The following is a 14,831-nucleotide window of genomic DNA, read 5'->3' on the forward strand; positions in this document are numbered from 1 at the left end:
CGTCACCTTCGGTGACGATGCCGGGCCTTCGGCCCGTAGGGCCGGCCTCTGGCCTGCCCTTGGCTGGCTACGGGAAAGGGTGGATTTCCCGTCCGCTTCTGCTGTTCAGAGCACTTTAACGGTGTGCTCATCGTGGTCTTGGTCCTCGTTGCCAGTTCCCCGCAGCTTCCGCCCCTCGACTGCTTCAGCTACAAGTATGTGCCCATCTCTGACGTCTCCTGAAGCCCAACATCCGAGGCCAGCCCCAACTCCCGAGACGTCACAGCTGTTCCTGACCACCCATCAATTGGTCTATGCCACTTTACTTCCCCCAAAGGAGTCAGAAACACTCATGACGACTCGTCAATTTTACGAAGGCGAATACGGAAAAGCCATCTACGAAGAATCCATCTGCACCTGCGAAACGCATATGCCCTGCCTCGCTGCCGACGCGGAGAGGAGCCCGTATACGGTGAAGAACCGAGCTCCCACGACGGACACACACGGCCCAGCAACGGACTGATAGACCAACACAAGGAAAGGGAATGCCGCCTATGCGGAAAGCCTATACACCACCTCATATTCCATATGCAAAATTCACCCGAAACACGACGATGCTCTTCATACACGCCGACTGGTCCACGGGGTATATCTCGATCCGCCGACCCCGACCGGCGTTATCGAGCAACCGCCCTACGACGCTCCTGATAGGCCCTGTCGACCGCCTCAAGCTTCGAACGGCTGGGACGCACCCCACGCTCCCAGGAACGCAGCAACCGAACACTGACCCCATGCCTGGCAAGAATTTCACGACCGGGCCGACTATCAAGATAATTCGAACGGGCAGAAAGCCCCCGGCTGGTCGTGACCGGCGAGACAGTACCCCCCTCACGCGCAATACGATCAAGCTCGCCGGCAAGCGCCCGAGCACCACTCACCCCCCGAGCCCCATACCTTGTTGTGGGCCACCGGCCTCGCCGAATTGCCGGGCTCCCCGCCTCACCACCTGGCGCTCGGACAGTACACCGCGGCCATAGGAGCGGACCGGCCTCAGCCGCGGCCAGGCTGATGAATGCGTCTCCCAGCCGCGGCGAGAGCGCACCGGGCTGCCCGTCCCCACAGGCAACCCGGCGAACCTACGTGGTCACGGCACTAGCTCAGGTGCCGAGAGAAGAACCGTGCTGCGGAGTCCCCCGCGAACTGCGGGACGCCGGTGTGACCGCCCATGTTGGCATGCAGCGTCTTCTCCTTGGAACCGAAGGCGTCGAACAGGTCCAGAGCCACCTGCCGGTCGTTCCCCTCGTCGTCCCACTGCAACAGGACATGCAGTGGAATGATGACCCGGCGGGCCTCGTCGAACATGACGCGAGGAACGAAACTCCCAGCGAACAGAACGGCCGCCGAGATGCGTGGCTCGACCGCAGCCAGCCGGGTCCCAATAGAGATCACTCCCCCTGAGTAGCCGACCGGCCCGCCGATTTCGGGCAGAGCTAGGAGCGCGTCCAAGGCTGCCTGCCATTCCGGGACCGCCTTTTCGACCAGCGGGAGGATGAGGGCATCGATGGTGTCCTCGCCAACCGGTTCACCGGCCGCCATCGCCCTGCGCAGGTCTGCGCGAGCCTGCTCGACAGCGGGCCAACGAGGCCGGTCACCGCTCCCCGGAAGCTCGATGGTGGCTGCGGCGAAGCCATCCGCCACAGCATCCTGGGCTCGCCCCGTCAGCCGGGAGCGCATCTTGTGAAGTCCGAGCGGGGGGTGGCCGAGCAGAATCAGCGGCGCGGGTGCGGATGCGGACGCCGATCCAGGTGTCCACAGGATGCCGGGGATCTCGCCAAGGGTGAATTCGCGCTCGAGGACGCCGTCGTCGAGGTGCTGTTCAGAAGTGAAATGCATGGTCGTGCCTTTCGGGAGTGCTCAGAGTGGCGCTCCCGGACGACCTATCGCCCGACCGTGACCCCGGAGGAGAGCACCCATGTGAATTCGTTCACGGGTACCACCTCCTCTTTCTCTCGCACGGCCTCCGAAAGGATAGCAACGCTCGCCGTGCTTCGCCAATCACGAGTTCGTGACTGTGCCAGCGATACTGCTCATCGGAGAGTTTGGCCGGGGCGTTGTTGAGGTCCCCGAATCCGGCGGCCTCGTCCCTCTGGATCCCGAAAGGTCCTACGCCCCCGGCCAGGGGCAGGAATTGGCGACTTCGTCGGCCAGTGATCAATGACCAGTTACCAGTGGAGCACCTCAAAGAAACTCGTGGACCACCTGGATCTTGCCGACGATGTGGGCGTTGAAGTCGTCCAGTTCTGCGGCCGGAACCCAGAGTTCGAGGATCGTTCGCCCGCCGGCCTGTTGGATGGGATACCGGCTCAAGAACTCCGACTCGACCTGAAAACGAGTCACGAAGCCTGCACCATCGTGCTTCACGTTCCAGTCCCGAGCGATTCTGACCGCGTAGTCCTCGTTGAGGACCGGGTAGAAGATCGGCTGTTCGGGCAGCCGGGGCGGCCAAGCACGCCAGTTCAGTTCCCGAACCAGGTCCAGTTCCTTGGGACCGGTAGGGCGCCACAGGGTCGTCGTTGTCTGCTGGCTGGTCATCTGCGTCGCTCTCTGAACGTGGCCCGCAGCTACGGGTGGGCGGAAAGGCCAGACGATACCGGCATCGCGAACTCAGCGGCTATGTAATTCCCGTGCCCTGGTCAGTTCCGTGACCAGCCTTGGTGAGGCGGCCTCTAGCGCTGCGACCGGGAAGGTTCACCAGTCCGGTCGGCTGGAGGAAGGATGTACTCCCCATCCGGGTTGCCAGGAGGCCGGGGCTCGGACGAGGTCTTCGAAGCAGGCGCCTGCAAGTAGGCAGCCCAGTGCCCGTAGGTTGGCCGAGTGAGCAACCAGCAGAATGCGGTTGCCGGCCACCAGTTGGTCAGGTCGGTGAGGAAGTCCTCGGTGGCGTATCTCGCGGTAGCTCTCGCCTCCGGGGAGGGGCTCGTCGACGTGCTGTCCCCCGCAGCGGTGCAAGAGCCTCCTGCGGCCGGCCGTTGAGGCGTCCGTAGTGGCATTCGCGCAGCCGGGGGATCGTGGTGGATCGGGACTGTGTTGCCCGCGAAGGCGATCCGTGCGGTGCTCATCGCTGGGTGCAGGTCGGACGTGAACACCGCTGCGATGCCGTCGTCGCGGCGGCGATCGGCAAGTTCCCGGGCCTGTAGGCGACCGGTCGCTGAGAGGACGCCTTGCAGCCAGCCGGTAGCGATTCCGGCCTCGTTGTCGGTGATGGTGGCGTAGGCCTCGTAGACGAGCCGGATCGATGTCATTGCCCTGCTGTTCATGGTCGGGCCGCCTTGAGAGGATGTCCGCCCCAGCGAGTGTCCTTCTCGCTGCGAATGCGGGCACGTGCCTTGCGCTGTGCGGCGAGGACGTCGAGGTTGCGGGCGTTGGCGTTGCGCCGACGGAGGTAGCCACGCAGGACCGGGGATGTGCGTGGAGGGCTTCGGATCACTCTTGGCCACGTCCCGCATGACCAGCAGCGCATTCATCACCCCGGCCGACGAGGCCCGTCTCGTACGCCATGACCACGGCCTGTACGCGGTCGCGGAGCTGTAGCTTGCCGAGGATGTGAGAGACGTGCGTCTTCACCGTTGTCTCCGACAGGTGGAGGCGTGCGGCGAGTTCGGTGTTGCTGAGGCCCTGTGCGAGCAGGCGGAGGACGTCGAGTTCGCGTGGGGTGAGGGCGTCGAGGTCGCGGTGGAGCGAGGATCGCTCGGGGGCGGCGGGGCGGGCGTAGCGCTCGACGAGGCGGCGGGTGATCGTCGGGGCGAGGAGGGCGTCACCGGTGCGGATCATGCGCACGGCGGCGGTGACGAGTTCCGGGGTGACGTCCTTGAGGAGGAAGCCGCTTGCTCCTGCGGCGAGGGCCTCGTAGACGTACTCGTCGAGGTCGAAGGTGGTCAGGATGATGACGCGTGGGGCTTCGGGGGCGCCTGTGACGATGCGGCGGGTGGCTTCCAGGCCGTCGAGCTCCGGCATGCGGATGTCCATCAGCACCACGTCTGGGCGGGTGCGGCGGACTGCTTCGATGGCCTCGATGCCGTTACCCGCCTCGGCGACCACCTCGATGCCGTCGGCTTTCAGGATCATGCGGAAGCCGGTACGGACGAGGGCCTGGTCGTCGGCGACGACGACACGCAGCGGGAGGTCGGTCACAGGGCTGTCTCCAGGGGGATCAGGGCGGCTACGCGGAAGCCGCCGTCGGGGCAGGGGCCCGTTTCCAGGGTTCCGCCGTAGACGGTGAGGCGTTCGCGCAGTCCGATGAGGCCATGTCCGTTGCCGGTTTCGGCGGCTGGGCTCGGGGTTCCTCCGGTGTCGGTGATCTCTACGCGAAGGTGGTCGTCGGTGTAGGCGAGGAGAGCGGTCGCTTCTGCGCCGGCGGCGTGCTTGACCGTATTGGTCAGGGCTTCCTGGACGATGCGGTAGGCGGTCAGGCCGACGCCCGGGGGAACCGCCCGCGTCTCGCCGGCCACCGTGTAGTCGACGCTCACTCCGGTGTCGCGCACCCGTCCGACCAGAGCGGGCAGCTGGTCGAGGCCGGGCTGCGGCGCGAGGTTCGGGCCGATGCCGCGGTCGGCGGCGTTCTGGGTGTTCATGGCGAGCAGCCCCATGGCGTGCCGCAGTTCCGCCATCGCCGCACGCCCGCCCGCTTCGATGGCGAGCAGTGCCTCGCGAGTGTCATCGGGGTCGATGTCGAGCATTTTGCGGGCTCCCCCGGCCTGGATGACCATCATGCTGACGTTGTGTGTGACGACGTCGTGCAGTTCGCGTGCGATACGGGAGCGCTCGCGTTCGGCGGCACGGCGCAGTTCCTTCGACCGCTGCCGTTCCACCTCTGCGATCCGTTCCTGCCGTTCGTCGGCGCGCAGCCGCCATGTCCGCATGCCGTACGCGGCCATGGCCAGGGGCACCAGGATCAGCGCCGGTACGTACTCGGTCGGGACCGTGGGCAGGTCCGGGTTGCGTTGCGGAATGCTGATCACGAGCAACGCCGGAGGAACGGTTGCCACGGCCGGGATCCTGTACGAGCTGTAGGCGACCGCGCTGTATGTGGCGATCACGAAGACGTAGAAGACGGTCCGGGCCAGGCTGTCCGGGGCCAGAAGCGAGGCCCCGATCACGACCCACAGCACGGCCAGCGGGTACCGGCGGCGCAGCGCCAACGGGAGCGTTGCGAGCAGCATCGGGCCGACCGCGCCGAACCAGGTGCTTGCCCCTTCCGGGCGCGCCTCCAGCGCTCCGTCGACGAGGACGTACGTCGTGCCCGTGCCGACGCTGAGGGCGTCGTTGACCCCGATGACGACCGCGGTCAGCGCCAGGAGCACGTCGAAGACCAGGTTGCTCCGGGTTGCCCGGGTCAGCGGGCCGCTGGGGTGTGTCAGAGTCACGAACCCAGTTCGCAGCCAGTGCTGTGCCGCTGTGGCCGATGCGTTCTTCACCGCCCCATTGTCGCCTCGGCCCTCTCCTGCCTCGTCGTCCTCGCGGTCAGTAATCGTGCGACGTCGTACTTCCGTCGATTACGTCTCACGGAGGACCCCGGTGCCGGGTCCTTCCGGAGCAGGGGCGGAAAGGGTCCGGTCGCCGGACGCGCCCGCCCGTCTCCCACTCATAGCGTCCATCAGGTCGGCCGCCGGGTCGGCACTCCCTGTCGAAGAGGACTCCATCCCCGTGGACGCTGTACTGCAAGCCCGCGCACTGGGCAAGAAATACCGACGACGCTGGGCTCTGTCGGACTGCAATCTCAATGTTCCGGCGGGCCGGATCGTCGGTCTGGTCGGGCCCAACGGGGCAGGAAAGTCGACGCTGCTGAACCTGGCGTCCGGCCTGCTCGCCCCGACCACCGGCACCATCGAGGTGTGCGGCGGCTCTCCTGTCGGCGGCTCCGTGCAGCTCGCCAAGGTCGGCTTCGTCGCCCAGGACACCCCCACCTACGCCGGCCTGACCGTCGCCGAGCATCTCGGGCTCGGCGCTCGCCTCAACCCGGGCTGGGACGCGCCTCTCGCCGAAGCGCGGATCCGCCGACTCGGTCTGGACACCGCTCAGCGCGCCGGGCGCCTGTCGGGCGGCCAGCGCGCCCAGCTCGCCCTCACCCTCGGCCTCGCCAAGCGCCCCGAGCTGCTGATCCTTGACGAGCCGGTCGCCGCCCTCGACCCACTGGCCCGCCGCGAGTTCCTTCAGGACCTCACCGGCGCCGTCGCGGGACAGGAGACCAGCGTCGTTCTCTCCTCCCACCTGGTCTCCGATGTCGAGCGGGCCTGCGACCACGTCATCGTCCTGGTCGACTCCCGCGTCCAGGTCGCCGGTGACATCGACGAGCTGGTGGCCTGCCACCAGCGGCTCACAGCAACGAACCCGGGCCAGGCCACCCCACCTTCGGGTGACCGCATCGTCTGCACGAGCCGTGTCGACGGGCAGGCGGCCTTCGTCGTACGCACCGAGGTCCCGGACCGCGCACCGCGCGATCCCGCATGGTCCGTCAGCCCCCTTTCCCTCGAAGACATCGTCCTCGCCTACATGGGACGCCGAGCCACCTCCGAATCCCGCCGGCCCACCACTCCGGAGACCCACCGATGATCTGGCTGACCTGGCGCCAGCTCCGCGCGCAGGCAACGCCGGCCCTCGCCGTGCTGGCTGCCTGGCAGCCGTCCTCGCCGCCACCGGTTCTCAGCTGTCCGATCTGCACGCCACCGCTGGACGTGGCCTGATCCAGCAGCTCACCGGCACCGACACAATCCTGTACTTCACAGGCGGAGTGGCCGTCCTCGCCCTCCCTGCCCTCCTGGGCATGTTCTGGGGCGCACCCCTCGTCGCACGCGAGCTGGAGACCGGCACCCACCGACTGGTCTGGAACCAGGGCGTCACCCGCACTCGCTGGTTGCTGACCAGGCTCGTCCTCACCGGCTTCGTCGCTATGGCCACCGCGGGTCTGCTCAGTCTCGCCGTGTCCTGGTGGGCCGGCCCCATCGACCGGGCCGTGGCCTCGGGCGGCTCGGACAACGGGGACAACTTCGTCCCGCGCATCGACCCCGCCGCGTTCCTCATCCGCGGCATCGCCCCACTGGGCTACGCCGCATTCGCCTTCGTGCTGGGCGTCACCTTCGGCGTCATCATCTGCCGCACCCTGCCTGCCATGGCCACCACCCTGGCGACGTACACCTCGGTCCAGCTCGTCATGCCGGTGTGGGTCCGCGAGCACTTGGCCCCCACCACCACCGTCCAAGTCCCGTTCACACCCGACCGCCTTGCCAACTACGCACTCGACTCCGTCTCCCACGTCGAGTTCGGCAAACCCGACGTCTGGGTCATCACCGAACAGACCCTCGACGGCACCGGTCATCCCGCACACGGCATGCCACCCGGATACGCCGACTGCGAATCAATCAAGGAATGTGTAAGCAGCCTGACGAGGGCCGGCTACCAACAGCGCATCACCTATCAGCCCGCCGACAACTTCTGGATCCTGCAATGGGCCGAGACCGGCGTCTACCTCGCCCTCGCCATCGGGCTCAGTGCCCTGTGTGTCTGGTGGACGCGGAAGCGTCTGAGCTGACGCACGGGACAGGCGCTGCTACGAGCCATGAACGAGGGCAAATTCCGCGCCTCTCGTATGCCGACAGTTCAAGCTCTCGCCGCCACTCGACAGGTCGCCGCCTGAAGCCCCCGTTGCCCTGTGCGTGGCTCTGCGGAATGAGGCCTCGTGCCTTCCGGTGCGGCATGACTGCTGGTCGTGGTCGGCCAATCGGCCTCCATCTGGGCCCTCTCACTGGCGGTGGATCGCATGCCGGACCGCCCGGTCCGATACACGCCCGGCCTGACGATGCGGCTCCGGATCGATGGCCTCTGCCCGGGCGAGGCCAAGAACGACGTGAGGGACGCGTATCGGGCCGGAGCGGGCAACGGGGTCGGGCGGGGTCATCCGGTTCGGCCCCTGCCGCTGTCGGGTCAGCCAAAGTCGAGGGTCCCCGGGGCGGCGTCGACGGAGGTGGATCGGAGGGTGTGTGGCCCTGCTGAGCGGCCTCCCAGCGTGCGTTCAGCTTGTCCTTCCAGCCCTTCTCCGGATGCCAGAGGATGCCTCATTCGTCGAGCTGGGTACGCGTCCATGCCCCCCTTGGGCGAACGACGGGGCCGCGATGTCCCCCGTCGGCAGTCAGGGCGTACCTCCCGCCAGTTCCAACCGCCCCGCCCGCCGGGGCACGGGTCGTACAGGTCACGGCTGCTGGGGGCCGAAATATCCGAGCTCGGCGTAGACGCCCTGTCGCCCGAGCAGGTGCGCGTTTGCGCTCCCGCAGGTGAGCTTCTGCGGCTTCGCGGTGAATGGCGAGATGCGGATGGTCGGACGAGCGCTGAGCGGAACCGCCCGCGCCCGGTACGGAAGCAGGGTCCGGAACGCGTGCCGCGTTCCGGACCCTGCCCTGTGGTGCTGCCGCGCGTCTGTGGTCAGCGCTGTACGGTGTCGTCGCCCGCCTGCCCGGTTTCCTCGGCTGCGCCTGCCTTCTCGCGCATCTTGCGCACCAGCTCCGCCTTCCGGTCGGCAGCACCCTGGCGGTCGAGGTTACGGTGCGGACCATTGTTCTGCCGCTCGGCGCGGGACAGCCTCTTACGCTGGCCGCCGCCCATACCCACGGGGTTGTTGATGTTCTTGCTCACGGTCACGGGTTCTCCCGGAATGATGTGAAGTGATCTACGGATTCATCGTTGGGGACGGGCGCGGCGGCGTCGAGGGACGTCAGCAGGTGCCCATCACGCGCTCACTCGTAAATCGGCGTCTGGAAGAACATGCCCAAGACGTTACCCGGTTCCGTCAGCCCCGCGCACCACGCCTTTGGCTCGCCCGGCTTCGGTCGAGTCGATCGCGGGCCTCCGGAGTCAGCCGCTTCCCTCCGTGTGCGGGACATCAGCACACCTGTAACGCCGATATCGCTTGTCGTCTCCACTACGCAGTGAGGGCAAACGGCCTTGTGAGCGCCCGAAAATTCTACCAGGACGGATCTCAGCGGTACTGGGCTTCAACCGCGAGCAGGTCAAAGCCGGTGGCAAGGTGGTAGCCCGGCCGCGACAACAGGCGCAGATTCCCTGGGCAGCGCCTGCGTGGGAGGGCGGGCGTGGGGTTATCGCCGTCACCCAAAGCGATCGTCCACTCTGGACGAAGCCGCATGCCGGCCGAGGGGGCGCGAAACGCAATAGAACATCACTGATCAAGAGGAACAGCCAGCAATCACCACTTATTCACTGATGCGACTAGCATTCCGCCCATCGCTACCGTCACCGAAGGTAACCGCAGACGGAATACGGGTCATCCCGCTCCTTGTCTCGCTCCTTCAGGGCATGCCAGCGCTGGGCCATGAATAGGGCCGGCCCCATTGCGACGCGAAAATGGCGCCGGATGGTCCCTGCGCAACCATGTCAAGTACCGCCGTCTTCTCTGGGACCTCGGTGTGAAGTCGCTGATTGCCCGCTGCGGCACCTGGCGCTGCTCCGGCCAGGACAGGTGATAAGGGATAGATGCGCGCCTATCAGTCGGTGGCAGCGGCGCGCACTGCTGGCCGATAGGGAAGACTTCGCGTGCCATCCTCCGAGAGGCGAGTCAGGCTTGTCTCATCATTCCGGACAAGCCATACCACTCTGCTCCGGTGTACGTCTCGGAAGAATGCCGCCGCTTGCGAACCACTCTGACTCATCGCCAACGGGCCTACGGTTCCCCACCACTCATTTCGCTGGAACTCATTGCCCTTCGACCATGTGTGTTGAGTTTCCGCTGGTCAGGCGTGGTCTCCGTGGTCGAGGCGGAGATGGGCCGTTCTGTTCGTCCCACCTCAGGCAGTGGCCCGGCATCGTCGGCCTGACCCTCTCTAGAGCTCGGGCGTCGTCGGAGGCCGTGCCGGATCAAGATGCTCAAGCGCCAGTTGTTCGGCCGTGCCGGCTTCCACGTGCTTCGAAGCAGGTTCTCCTCGTCCAGTAATCGATGCGGGCCAAGCACCCCCTGGGCATGGCGAGTCGTTTGTCTCCGCCTGGCCGGACGGCGGGGCAGGGGTGAAGGCATCGATCGCCGAGGATGGAGATTTCTAGCCGCTCGTGCCCGCAGCTCACTTCGACGGCGAGGGTCTCACCGATGAGCAGATCGCACGTCTCATGCATGGCTCTACGCCGTACCCTGGCGACACTCTGGCCGAGCCTGCCCTGCTGGCACGGCCGCTCGGTGAACTTCCCGCGACTTACATCCAGTGTGTGCTCACCCTGCCCGAGCTCGACGACGACGTGGCCGAGCTGCTGAACAGCAGGCACTGGCGGCTGGTCAAGATAGACACCGACCACTGGCCGATGTATTCCCAGCCGCGCGAACTGGCACAGATCTTGGTTGATGCAGCCGGGACGTAGCTGCAGGTTCAGGCTTGCGCGCTCCATTTGTGCCATCACCAGTTCGGTGCCCGGACAGCCGCCGAGGGTGGCCTTCGCGCCGGACGCCTCCCACGCCTGACAGTCGTTACCGCCGCGTGGCGGCTCGGCCCCTTTCTATGCCTCAAGGCATAGAGGCAATGCCCCTGTTCCTCGGCGTCTCTGTCCGAAGCGTGCAGTCCAACGCAGCCGCTCCAGCACGGTCTCGGCCGCGTAATACCTCTTCTCCGACCATCATCGGTACATCACGCGACCCTGGCGCTCACCCTCATGGCACGGCATCGGCAAATCGCGACAGCTCCAGGGCATGTGCAGCGTTGGTCGCGGTCGCCTCGTAGTCGAATGGGCGCGAACCGCTACTGGGAGTGTGCGTGCCGCCCCTCACACAGCCCCGTCTGGACGGCGGCTTCCATGTCGTCGTCCTGCGCGTCCGTTCCACCCGGGTCGACGTTCGCCATGACCGTTGCCTGCCTGCCGTCGGCTGTGGCGCCGCCGGCTGTCTGGTAGCCGAAGATGTCGCCGCCGTGGCCCCAGTAGAGGCCGCCGCCGCAGGGCAGCGTCCGGCTCTCCAGGCCCAGGCCGTACGCCCGGCTGTCGTCACCGCCGGTCGAGCGGGTCTTCATCATTTCCTTGAGCTGGGCCGGGTGCAGCAGCTTGCCTCGGACGAGGGCGTCCAGGAAGCGGTTGAGGTCGGTGCCGCTGGAGATCATCTCGCCGGACGCACCAGCGATGGAGGGGTTGAACGCGGTGATGTCCAGGAGCGGCGCGTCCTCACCCGGACGAACGTACCCACGCGGGTGCGGTCCGGGGATCGACGTGGCATCGCCTGGCACGGAGGTGTCGTGCAGGCCGAGCGGCCCGATGACGCGCCGACGGATCTCCTCACCGTACGGATGTCCGGTCACCGCCTCGATGAGCATGCCCGCCAGCACGTAGTTGGTGTTGGAGTAGTTCCACGCGAAGCCGGGCTTCTCACCGGGCTCCTCGGCGGTCGGCGGGTGGGCAAGCGCCAGGTTCACCAGGTCGCGGGTGTCGTGGTGGGCCAGCGGATTCTCGAGGATGTCCTGCGGGTTGAGGTAGTCGAGGTAGTCCGGCAGGCCGCTGGTGTGCTGGAGGAGCATGCGGACCGTGATCGTCCGGCCGTCGTTCCCGTGGCCGCGGACGACGCCGGGGAGGTAGCGCTCCACCGGGGCGTCGAGATCGACGCGGCGCTCTCCCACCAGCTGGAGCACGACCGTGGCCACGAAGGGCTTGGTCATGCTGCCGATCCGGAATCTGCTGTCGCCGCGCACCGACGCCTGGCTGTCCACGTCCGCGACGCCGCTGGTCAGCACCGAGCTGCCGCGTCTGGCCCGCGTCGCGACGAGTGCTCCGGGCGCGCCGTCTTCGGTGGTCAACCGTTGCATGAGCGCACGAAGCTGAGCGTCGTCGGCAGAGTGGGCGGACTGTGCGGTCGTGTGTTTGGCCGTGGTCGCCGCAGTGGCAGCGTTACCCGGCAGGCTTCCTCCCGTCACGGTAACTGCCACGGCCAGCGTAAGTGCCCCACCCAGTGCGCGCTTGTACTTGATCACGTGTCCATCCTCCGTCGCCGCAGCAAGTCCGGTGCTGTGGAGGGCTCTTCACACCTCGCCCTCTCGTCGCCCGCTTACGATGCCCGAGCGGTGCCGGCCGATGCGATGGGGCGATCATCCGGAACGGCGGGGGGATACCCCCCCCTTATGGTTCGCTGACTTGAGTCTGCGCTGGCTTGACGTGGCTGGTCAGGGGCCTGGTGTGACGCTGCGTGGGGGTGCTGGTGATGGTCAGCGGTCTTCCGTGCAGTTCATCTGTCAGTGGTCGGCGGTGGGTTGCTGCCCTGGATGGTCTGCCAGCCGGAGCCCACGGTGGCCGAGGCCAGGAGTCGGCCCCCTGCGCCCCGGAGGGTCACCAGCGCGGTGTGGACGGGGTCGACTGCGGCGACGGCGAGCCCGGGGTGGGCGAGGATCTGTGTCAGCTCCAGCTCGATGGTCTCTGCGGAGTCGCGGATCCGGTCGAAGCGTGCGCCGAGACGAGCCGGCCCCGCAACGCAGCGCACGGTGGCGGTGACCTCGACCGGGTTCACCATAGTGACCTGGTCGATCTGCAGTTCCACCTCGGCTGCGCGGCAGGCGAGATGGAGGGGCCCGGTCATGCCGCCGCCTCGGTGCCCTCGACCAGCACGTCGTTCTCGGATCTGCCGCAGGCCCGGACTACGGCGGCCAGGCGGGTTTCGGTGGTCTCGCACCGGAGGCCATGGGAGGACTCGACGAGCTGGAACATTATTGTCCGGGCGGCGCCCGGACTACCGAGGGCGCGGTTGATTTCGGTGCGGAGTCTGGCGGCGGGAATCACCGACCCGATCGGGTTCGTGGTCCGCAGCTGAATCCGGTGTTTGGCCGGGTAACGGTGGAACTCCAGCAGCCTGACGCCGTCGTCGGCGATCCTCGCGACGGCCTCGGGCCTTTCTGTGCCGTCGGCGCGGACGAAGGCCTCGATCAAGTTGTGCATGTGGGCGCGTTCCTCTGCTTCGCAGATCTCCCGGGTCACTTTCGTCGCGCCCGGCTGTGCAAACTGCGGCAGGGCACTGTCCCGGTACTCGCGTTGTGGACCCAGCAGCGGTGACGGTCCGCTGCGAGCAACACCCCGGCCCACGCCTTTCACAGACCCGGCAGGCTGTTGCCCGCGATCCGGTCGGTGGAAGACCAGGAGTGCAGTGCCTTCGTCCGCAGTGCGTTCATCCGCGCGGGAGCGCGAGACCAGCAGGTCCGCCGGTCGCTTTCCCGTCAGCTGCCGCGCTGACCCGCTTCGTCATGCAGTCACGAAGCTTCCTCTTTCGCGGGTCCGTCGAAATGGACGGTGCCGTCCTCGTCAAGGTGTGGGTGGAGGGTTTCGGGGGTCTGGGTGTTGGTGTCGGAAGGCCGTGGGCCTTCGGGCCCGTCGGGGCCCCAGCGCAGCAGGCGGCAGGTGCGGACGATCCGGGAGACGGTGCCGTGGGTTTCGATCTGGTTGAGCGGGCCCGCGCGGAGCCGGTCTGCGGCCTCGGCGAACTCCGCCAGCGCCTGGGCCACGTCGGCTGGACCCTCGGGGACAGCGGTGTGAGCGTCGACGTCTCGCGCGGCATCGTGGGAGGTGAGGCCACGCAGGCGTGGTTCGAACCAGACAAGGGAGAAGTGCAGTGTGGAGCGTGCGGCGTAAACGGTGGTGTGCAGGGCGCTGCCCGGCGTCCAGCGCCCGCTGTCGGGCCGTTTCCACGATCTGGAAAGCTGCCGGCATAAGCAGGACATCGGGGTGGGTCTCCACGGCCCGTGCCGAGTCGTGCAGCGCCGAGTCGGGGAACCTGGCACCGGTGTATACGAGGGAGCGCAGGGACAGCCTCTCGGCCGCCTGGACGGGGGACAGCGGCGCGTCCGGGTCCAGGACCAGGGCCTCGTCGACCCGCGGGCCCTGGGCGCCGACGCTCCAGTCGGGGGTGAGGGGCTCGGGGTCGGTCGGCCTCGGCGTTTCGATGTCACCGTGCGCGTCCATGCCCGCGTACTCCTCAGCCCTCACCACGCGGTAGCGGGTGTCGAGCACGGTGAGGTCGTCGACTCGTTCGCGCTCCAGCCGGGCGACCGCCGCCAGCAGCGCCCGCCGTTCCGCCTTGTCCTTGGCATCGTCCTTCGCCCGGAACCAGAGCCGCGAGTTCAGTGCGTCCCGGGCCTGCTGCGGGCAGCCGTGGGTGACCGCGACAACCACCCGCCACCGGCGCCCCTCCCCCTCACTCTGCGCGGCCACCCCGAACAGCGGCCCTCGTACGGCCAAGGTGCTGCGCAGCGCCGCGTCCAGAGCATCGGCCTCCATCGCGGCCTCCACCGGTTCCACCGGAACCCTCACCACCACTGGCCGCTCGGCCGGCCACGCACCTTCTTCGCTCATGTCTTCATCCTGACGGCCACGGCGCACCCGCGTCCTGGATTCACCAGCTCGGTCGAGCACGTGGATCCTTGATGCATCTTCTGTCGACCGGGCGGCGGGCGGGGTACGGCGATTCCGCGGCGATCGTCCAGGTCCAGGCGTCGGCCACGGCCTGGGCCCGGGCCTGGATACAGGCGGCGCCGAGTGACGTGCAGCACGACATGACGTGCTGGTCGACGTGCCGGACTGCCCGCAGTGCCGGGTCCGGCCGAGGCCGGGGCACTGCGGGCGGCGCGGTACCCCGGCGCACGGGCCGGGCGGCTTACGGAGCCGTGACCGGACGGCCAGCGCCAGGTCGTTGCGGCGGACGTCGGACCAGGTGGCGGTGTCGGTGCAGATGCCGCAGCCGGGGCCGAAGAACTGGGCGCGGGCCGTCTGGTCGCCTATGAGCTGGGCCGGGAACCATGCCGTAGTCGGTGCGGCGAACGGGCCGGGGTCACCCACGATGGTGA

The 14,831-nt window shown here is 67.5% G+C and carries 13 protein-coding genes and 2 pseudogenes; 3 read left to right on the top strand and 12 right to left on the bottom strand.

The features are described from left to right. Window positions 1-1,131: 1,131 nt before the first annotated feature. The 6 genes and pseudogenes from ACGFU6_RS29885 to ACGFU6_RS29910 all read right to left on the bottom strand — a co-directional run bounded on the left by ACGFU6_RS29885 (window position 1,132) and on the right by ACGFU6_RS29910 (window position 5,402). On the bottom strand, window positions 1,132-1,872 hold the full coding sequence (locus ACGFU6_RS29885) for an alpha/beta hydrolase (RefSeq protein ID WP_393615392.1): 741 nt from the start codon (window positions 1,870-1,872) through the stop codon (window positions 1,132-1,134). Window positions 1,873-2,217: 345 nt separating this feature from the next. After that, on the bottom strand, window positions 2,218-2,571 hold the full coding sequence (locus tag ACGFU6_RS29890) for a hypothetical protein (protein ID WP_393615394.1): 354 nt from the start codon (window positions 2,569-2,571) through the stop codon (window positions 2,218-2,220). A gap of 134 nt (window positions 2,572-2,705) precedes the next feature. Next, a complete protein-coding gene (locus tag ACGFU6_RS29895; protein ID WP_393615396.1) occupies window positions 2,706-3,296 on the bottom strand; it encodes a histidine phosphatase family protein in 591 nt (196 codons plus the stop codon). Further along, window positions 3,293-3,433: pseudogene (locus ACGFU6_RS29900) on the bottom strand (IS630 family transposase); the annotation flags it as partial. The pseudogene ACGFU6_RS29900 and the gene ACGFU6_RS29895, both read right to left, overlap by 4 nt. A 29-nt stretch (window positions 3,434-3,462) precedes the next feature. Next, the gene (locus tag ACGFU6_RS29905) at window positions 3,463-4,170 is read right to left on the bottom strand and encodes a response regulator (protein ID WP_393615398.1); all 708 of its coding nucleotides are present in this window, start codon (window positions 4,168-4,170) and stop codon (window positions 3,463-3,465) included. After that, window positions 4,167-5,402: a sensor histidine kinase gene (locus ACGFU6_RS29910; protein WP_393615399.1), complete on the bottom strand. Its 1,236-nt coding sequence runs from the start codon at window positions 5,400-5,402 to the stop codon at window positions 4,167-4,169. The genes ACGFU6_RS29905 and ACGFU6_RS29910 overlap by 4 nt, the downstream gene beginning before the upstream one ends. Before the next feature lie 280 nt (window positions 5,403-5,682). Here ACGFU6_RS29910 and ACGFU6_RS29915 point away from each other — a divergent pair, with 280 nt between their 5' ends. Together ACGFU6_RS29915 and ACGFU6_RS29920 are read left to right on the top strand one after the other, a co-directional pair. After that, window positions 5,683-6,588 (top strand): ABC transporter ATP-binding protein, encoded by a 906-nt coding sequence (locus tag ACGFU6_RS29915; RefSeq protein WP_393615401.1) that lies wholly within the window; start codon window positions 5,683-5,685, stop codon window positions 6,586-6,588. Window positions 6,589-6,766: 178 nt separating this feature from the next. Further along, the gene (locus ACGFU6_RS29920) at window positions 6,767-7,564 is read left to right on the top strand and encodes a transporter (protein WP_393615403.1); all 798 of its coding nucleotides are present in this window, start codon (window positions 6,767-6,769) and stop codon (window positions 7,562-7,564) included. A gap of 887 nt (window positions 7,565-8,451) precedes the next feature. Here the strand turns inward: ACGFU6_RS29920 and ACGFU6_RS29925 are convergent. Further along, window positions 8,452-8,667: a DUF6243 family protein gene (locus ACGFU6_RS29925; protein WP_393615405.1), complete on the bottom strand. Its 216-nt coding sequence runs from the start codon at window positions 8,665-8,667 to the stop codon at window positions 8,452-8,454. 1,419 nt (window positions 8,668-10,086) lie between these two features. Between ACGFU6_RS29925 and ACGFU6_RS29930 the strand changes: the two genes are divergently transcribed. Then, window positions 10,087-10,389 carry a hypothetical protein gene (locus ACGFU6_RS29930; protein WP_393615407.1) on the top strand — a complete coding sequence of 101 codons (303 nt, stop codon included), beginning with the start codon at window positions 10,087-10,089 and terminating at the stop codon, window positions 10,387-10,389. Window positions 10,390-10,763: 374 nt separating this feature from the next. On the opposite strand, the gene ACGFU6_RS29935 is transcribed toward ACGFU6_RS29930, so the two are convergent. The 5 genes and pseudogenes from ACGFU6_RS29935 to ACGFU6_RS29955 all read right to left on the bottom strand — a co-directional run. Beyond that, window positions 10,764-11,978, bottom strand: coding sequence for a serine hydrolase domain-containing protein (locus tag ACGFU6_RS29935; protein ID WP_393615408.1), 1,215 nt, complete (start codon window positions 11,976-11,978; stop codon window positions 10,764-10,766). Between the two features lie 251 nt (window positions 11,979-12,229). Further along, on the bottom strand, window positions 12,230-12,577 hold the full coding sequence (locus tag ACGFU6_RS29940; RefSeq protein WP_393615409.1) for a hypothetical protein: 348 nt from the start codon (window positions 12,575-12,577) through the stop codon (window positions 12,230-12,232). Next, window positions 12,574-12,933, bottom strand: coding sequence for a hypothetical protein (locus ACGFU6_RS29945; RefSeq protein WP_393615410.1), 360 nt, complete (start codon window positions 12,931-12,933; stop codon window positions 12,574-12,576). Before ACGFU6_RS29945 ends, ACGFU6_RS29940 begins: the two co-directional genes overlap by 4 nt. 308 nt (window positions 12,934-13,241) lie before the next feature. Further along, entirely contained in the window at window positions 13,242-13,493 is a 252-nt protein-coding gene (locus ACGFU6_RS29950; protein ID WP_393615411.1) for a DUF5954 family protein, read from the bottom strand. Between the two features lie 154 nt (window positions 13,494-13,647). Then, window positions 13,648-14,340: pseudogene (locus ACGFU6_RS29955) on the bottom strand (DUF5954 family protein); the annotation flags it as partial. Window positions 14,341-14,831 lie beyond the last annotated feature (491 nt).

Source organism: Streptomyces sp. NPDC048462, assembly GCF_043200175.1.
Lineage (GTDB): Bacteria > Actinomycetota > Actinomycetes > Streptomycetales > Streptomycetaceae > Streptomyces.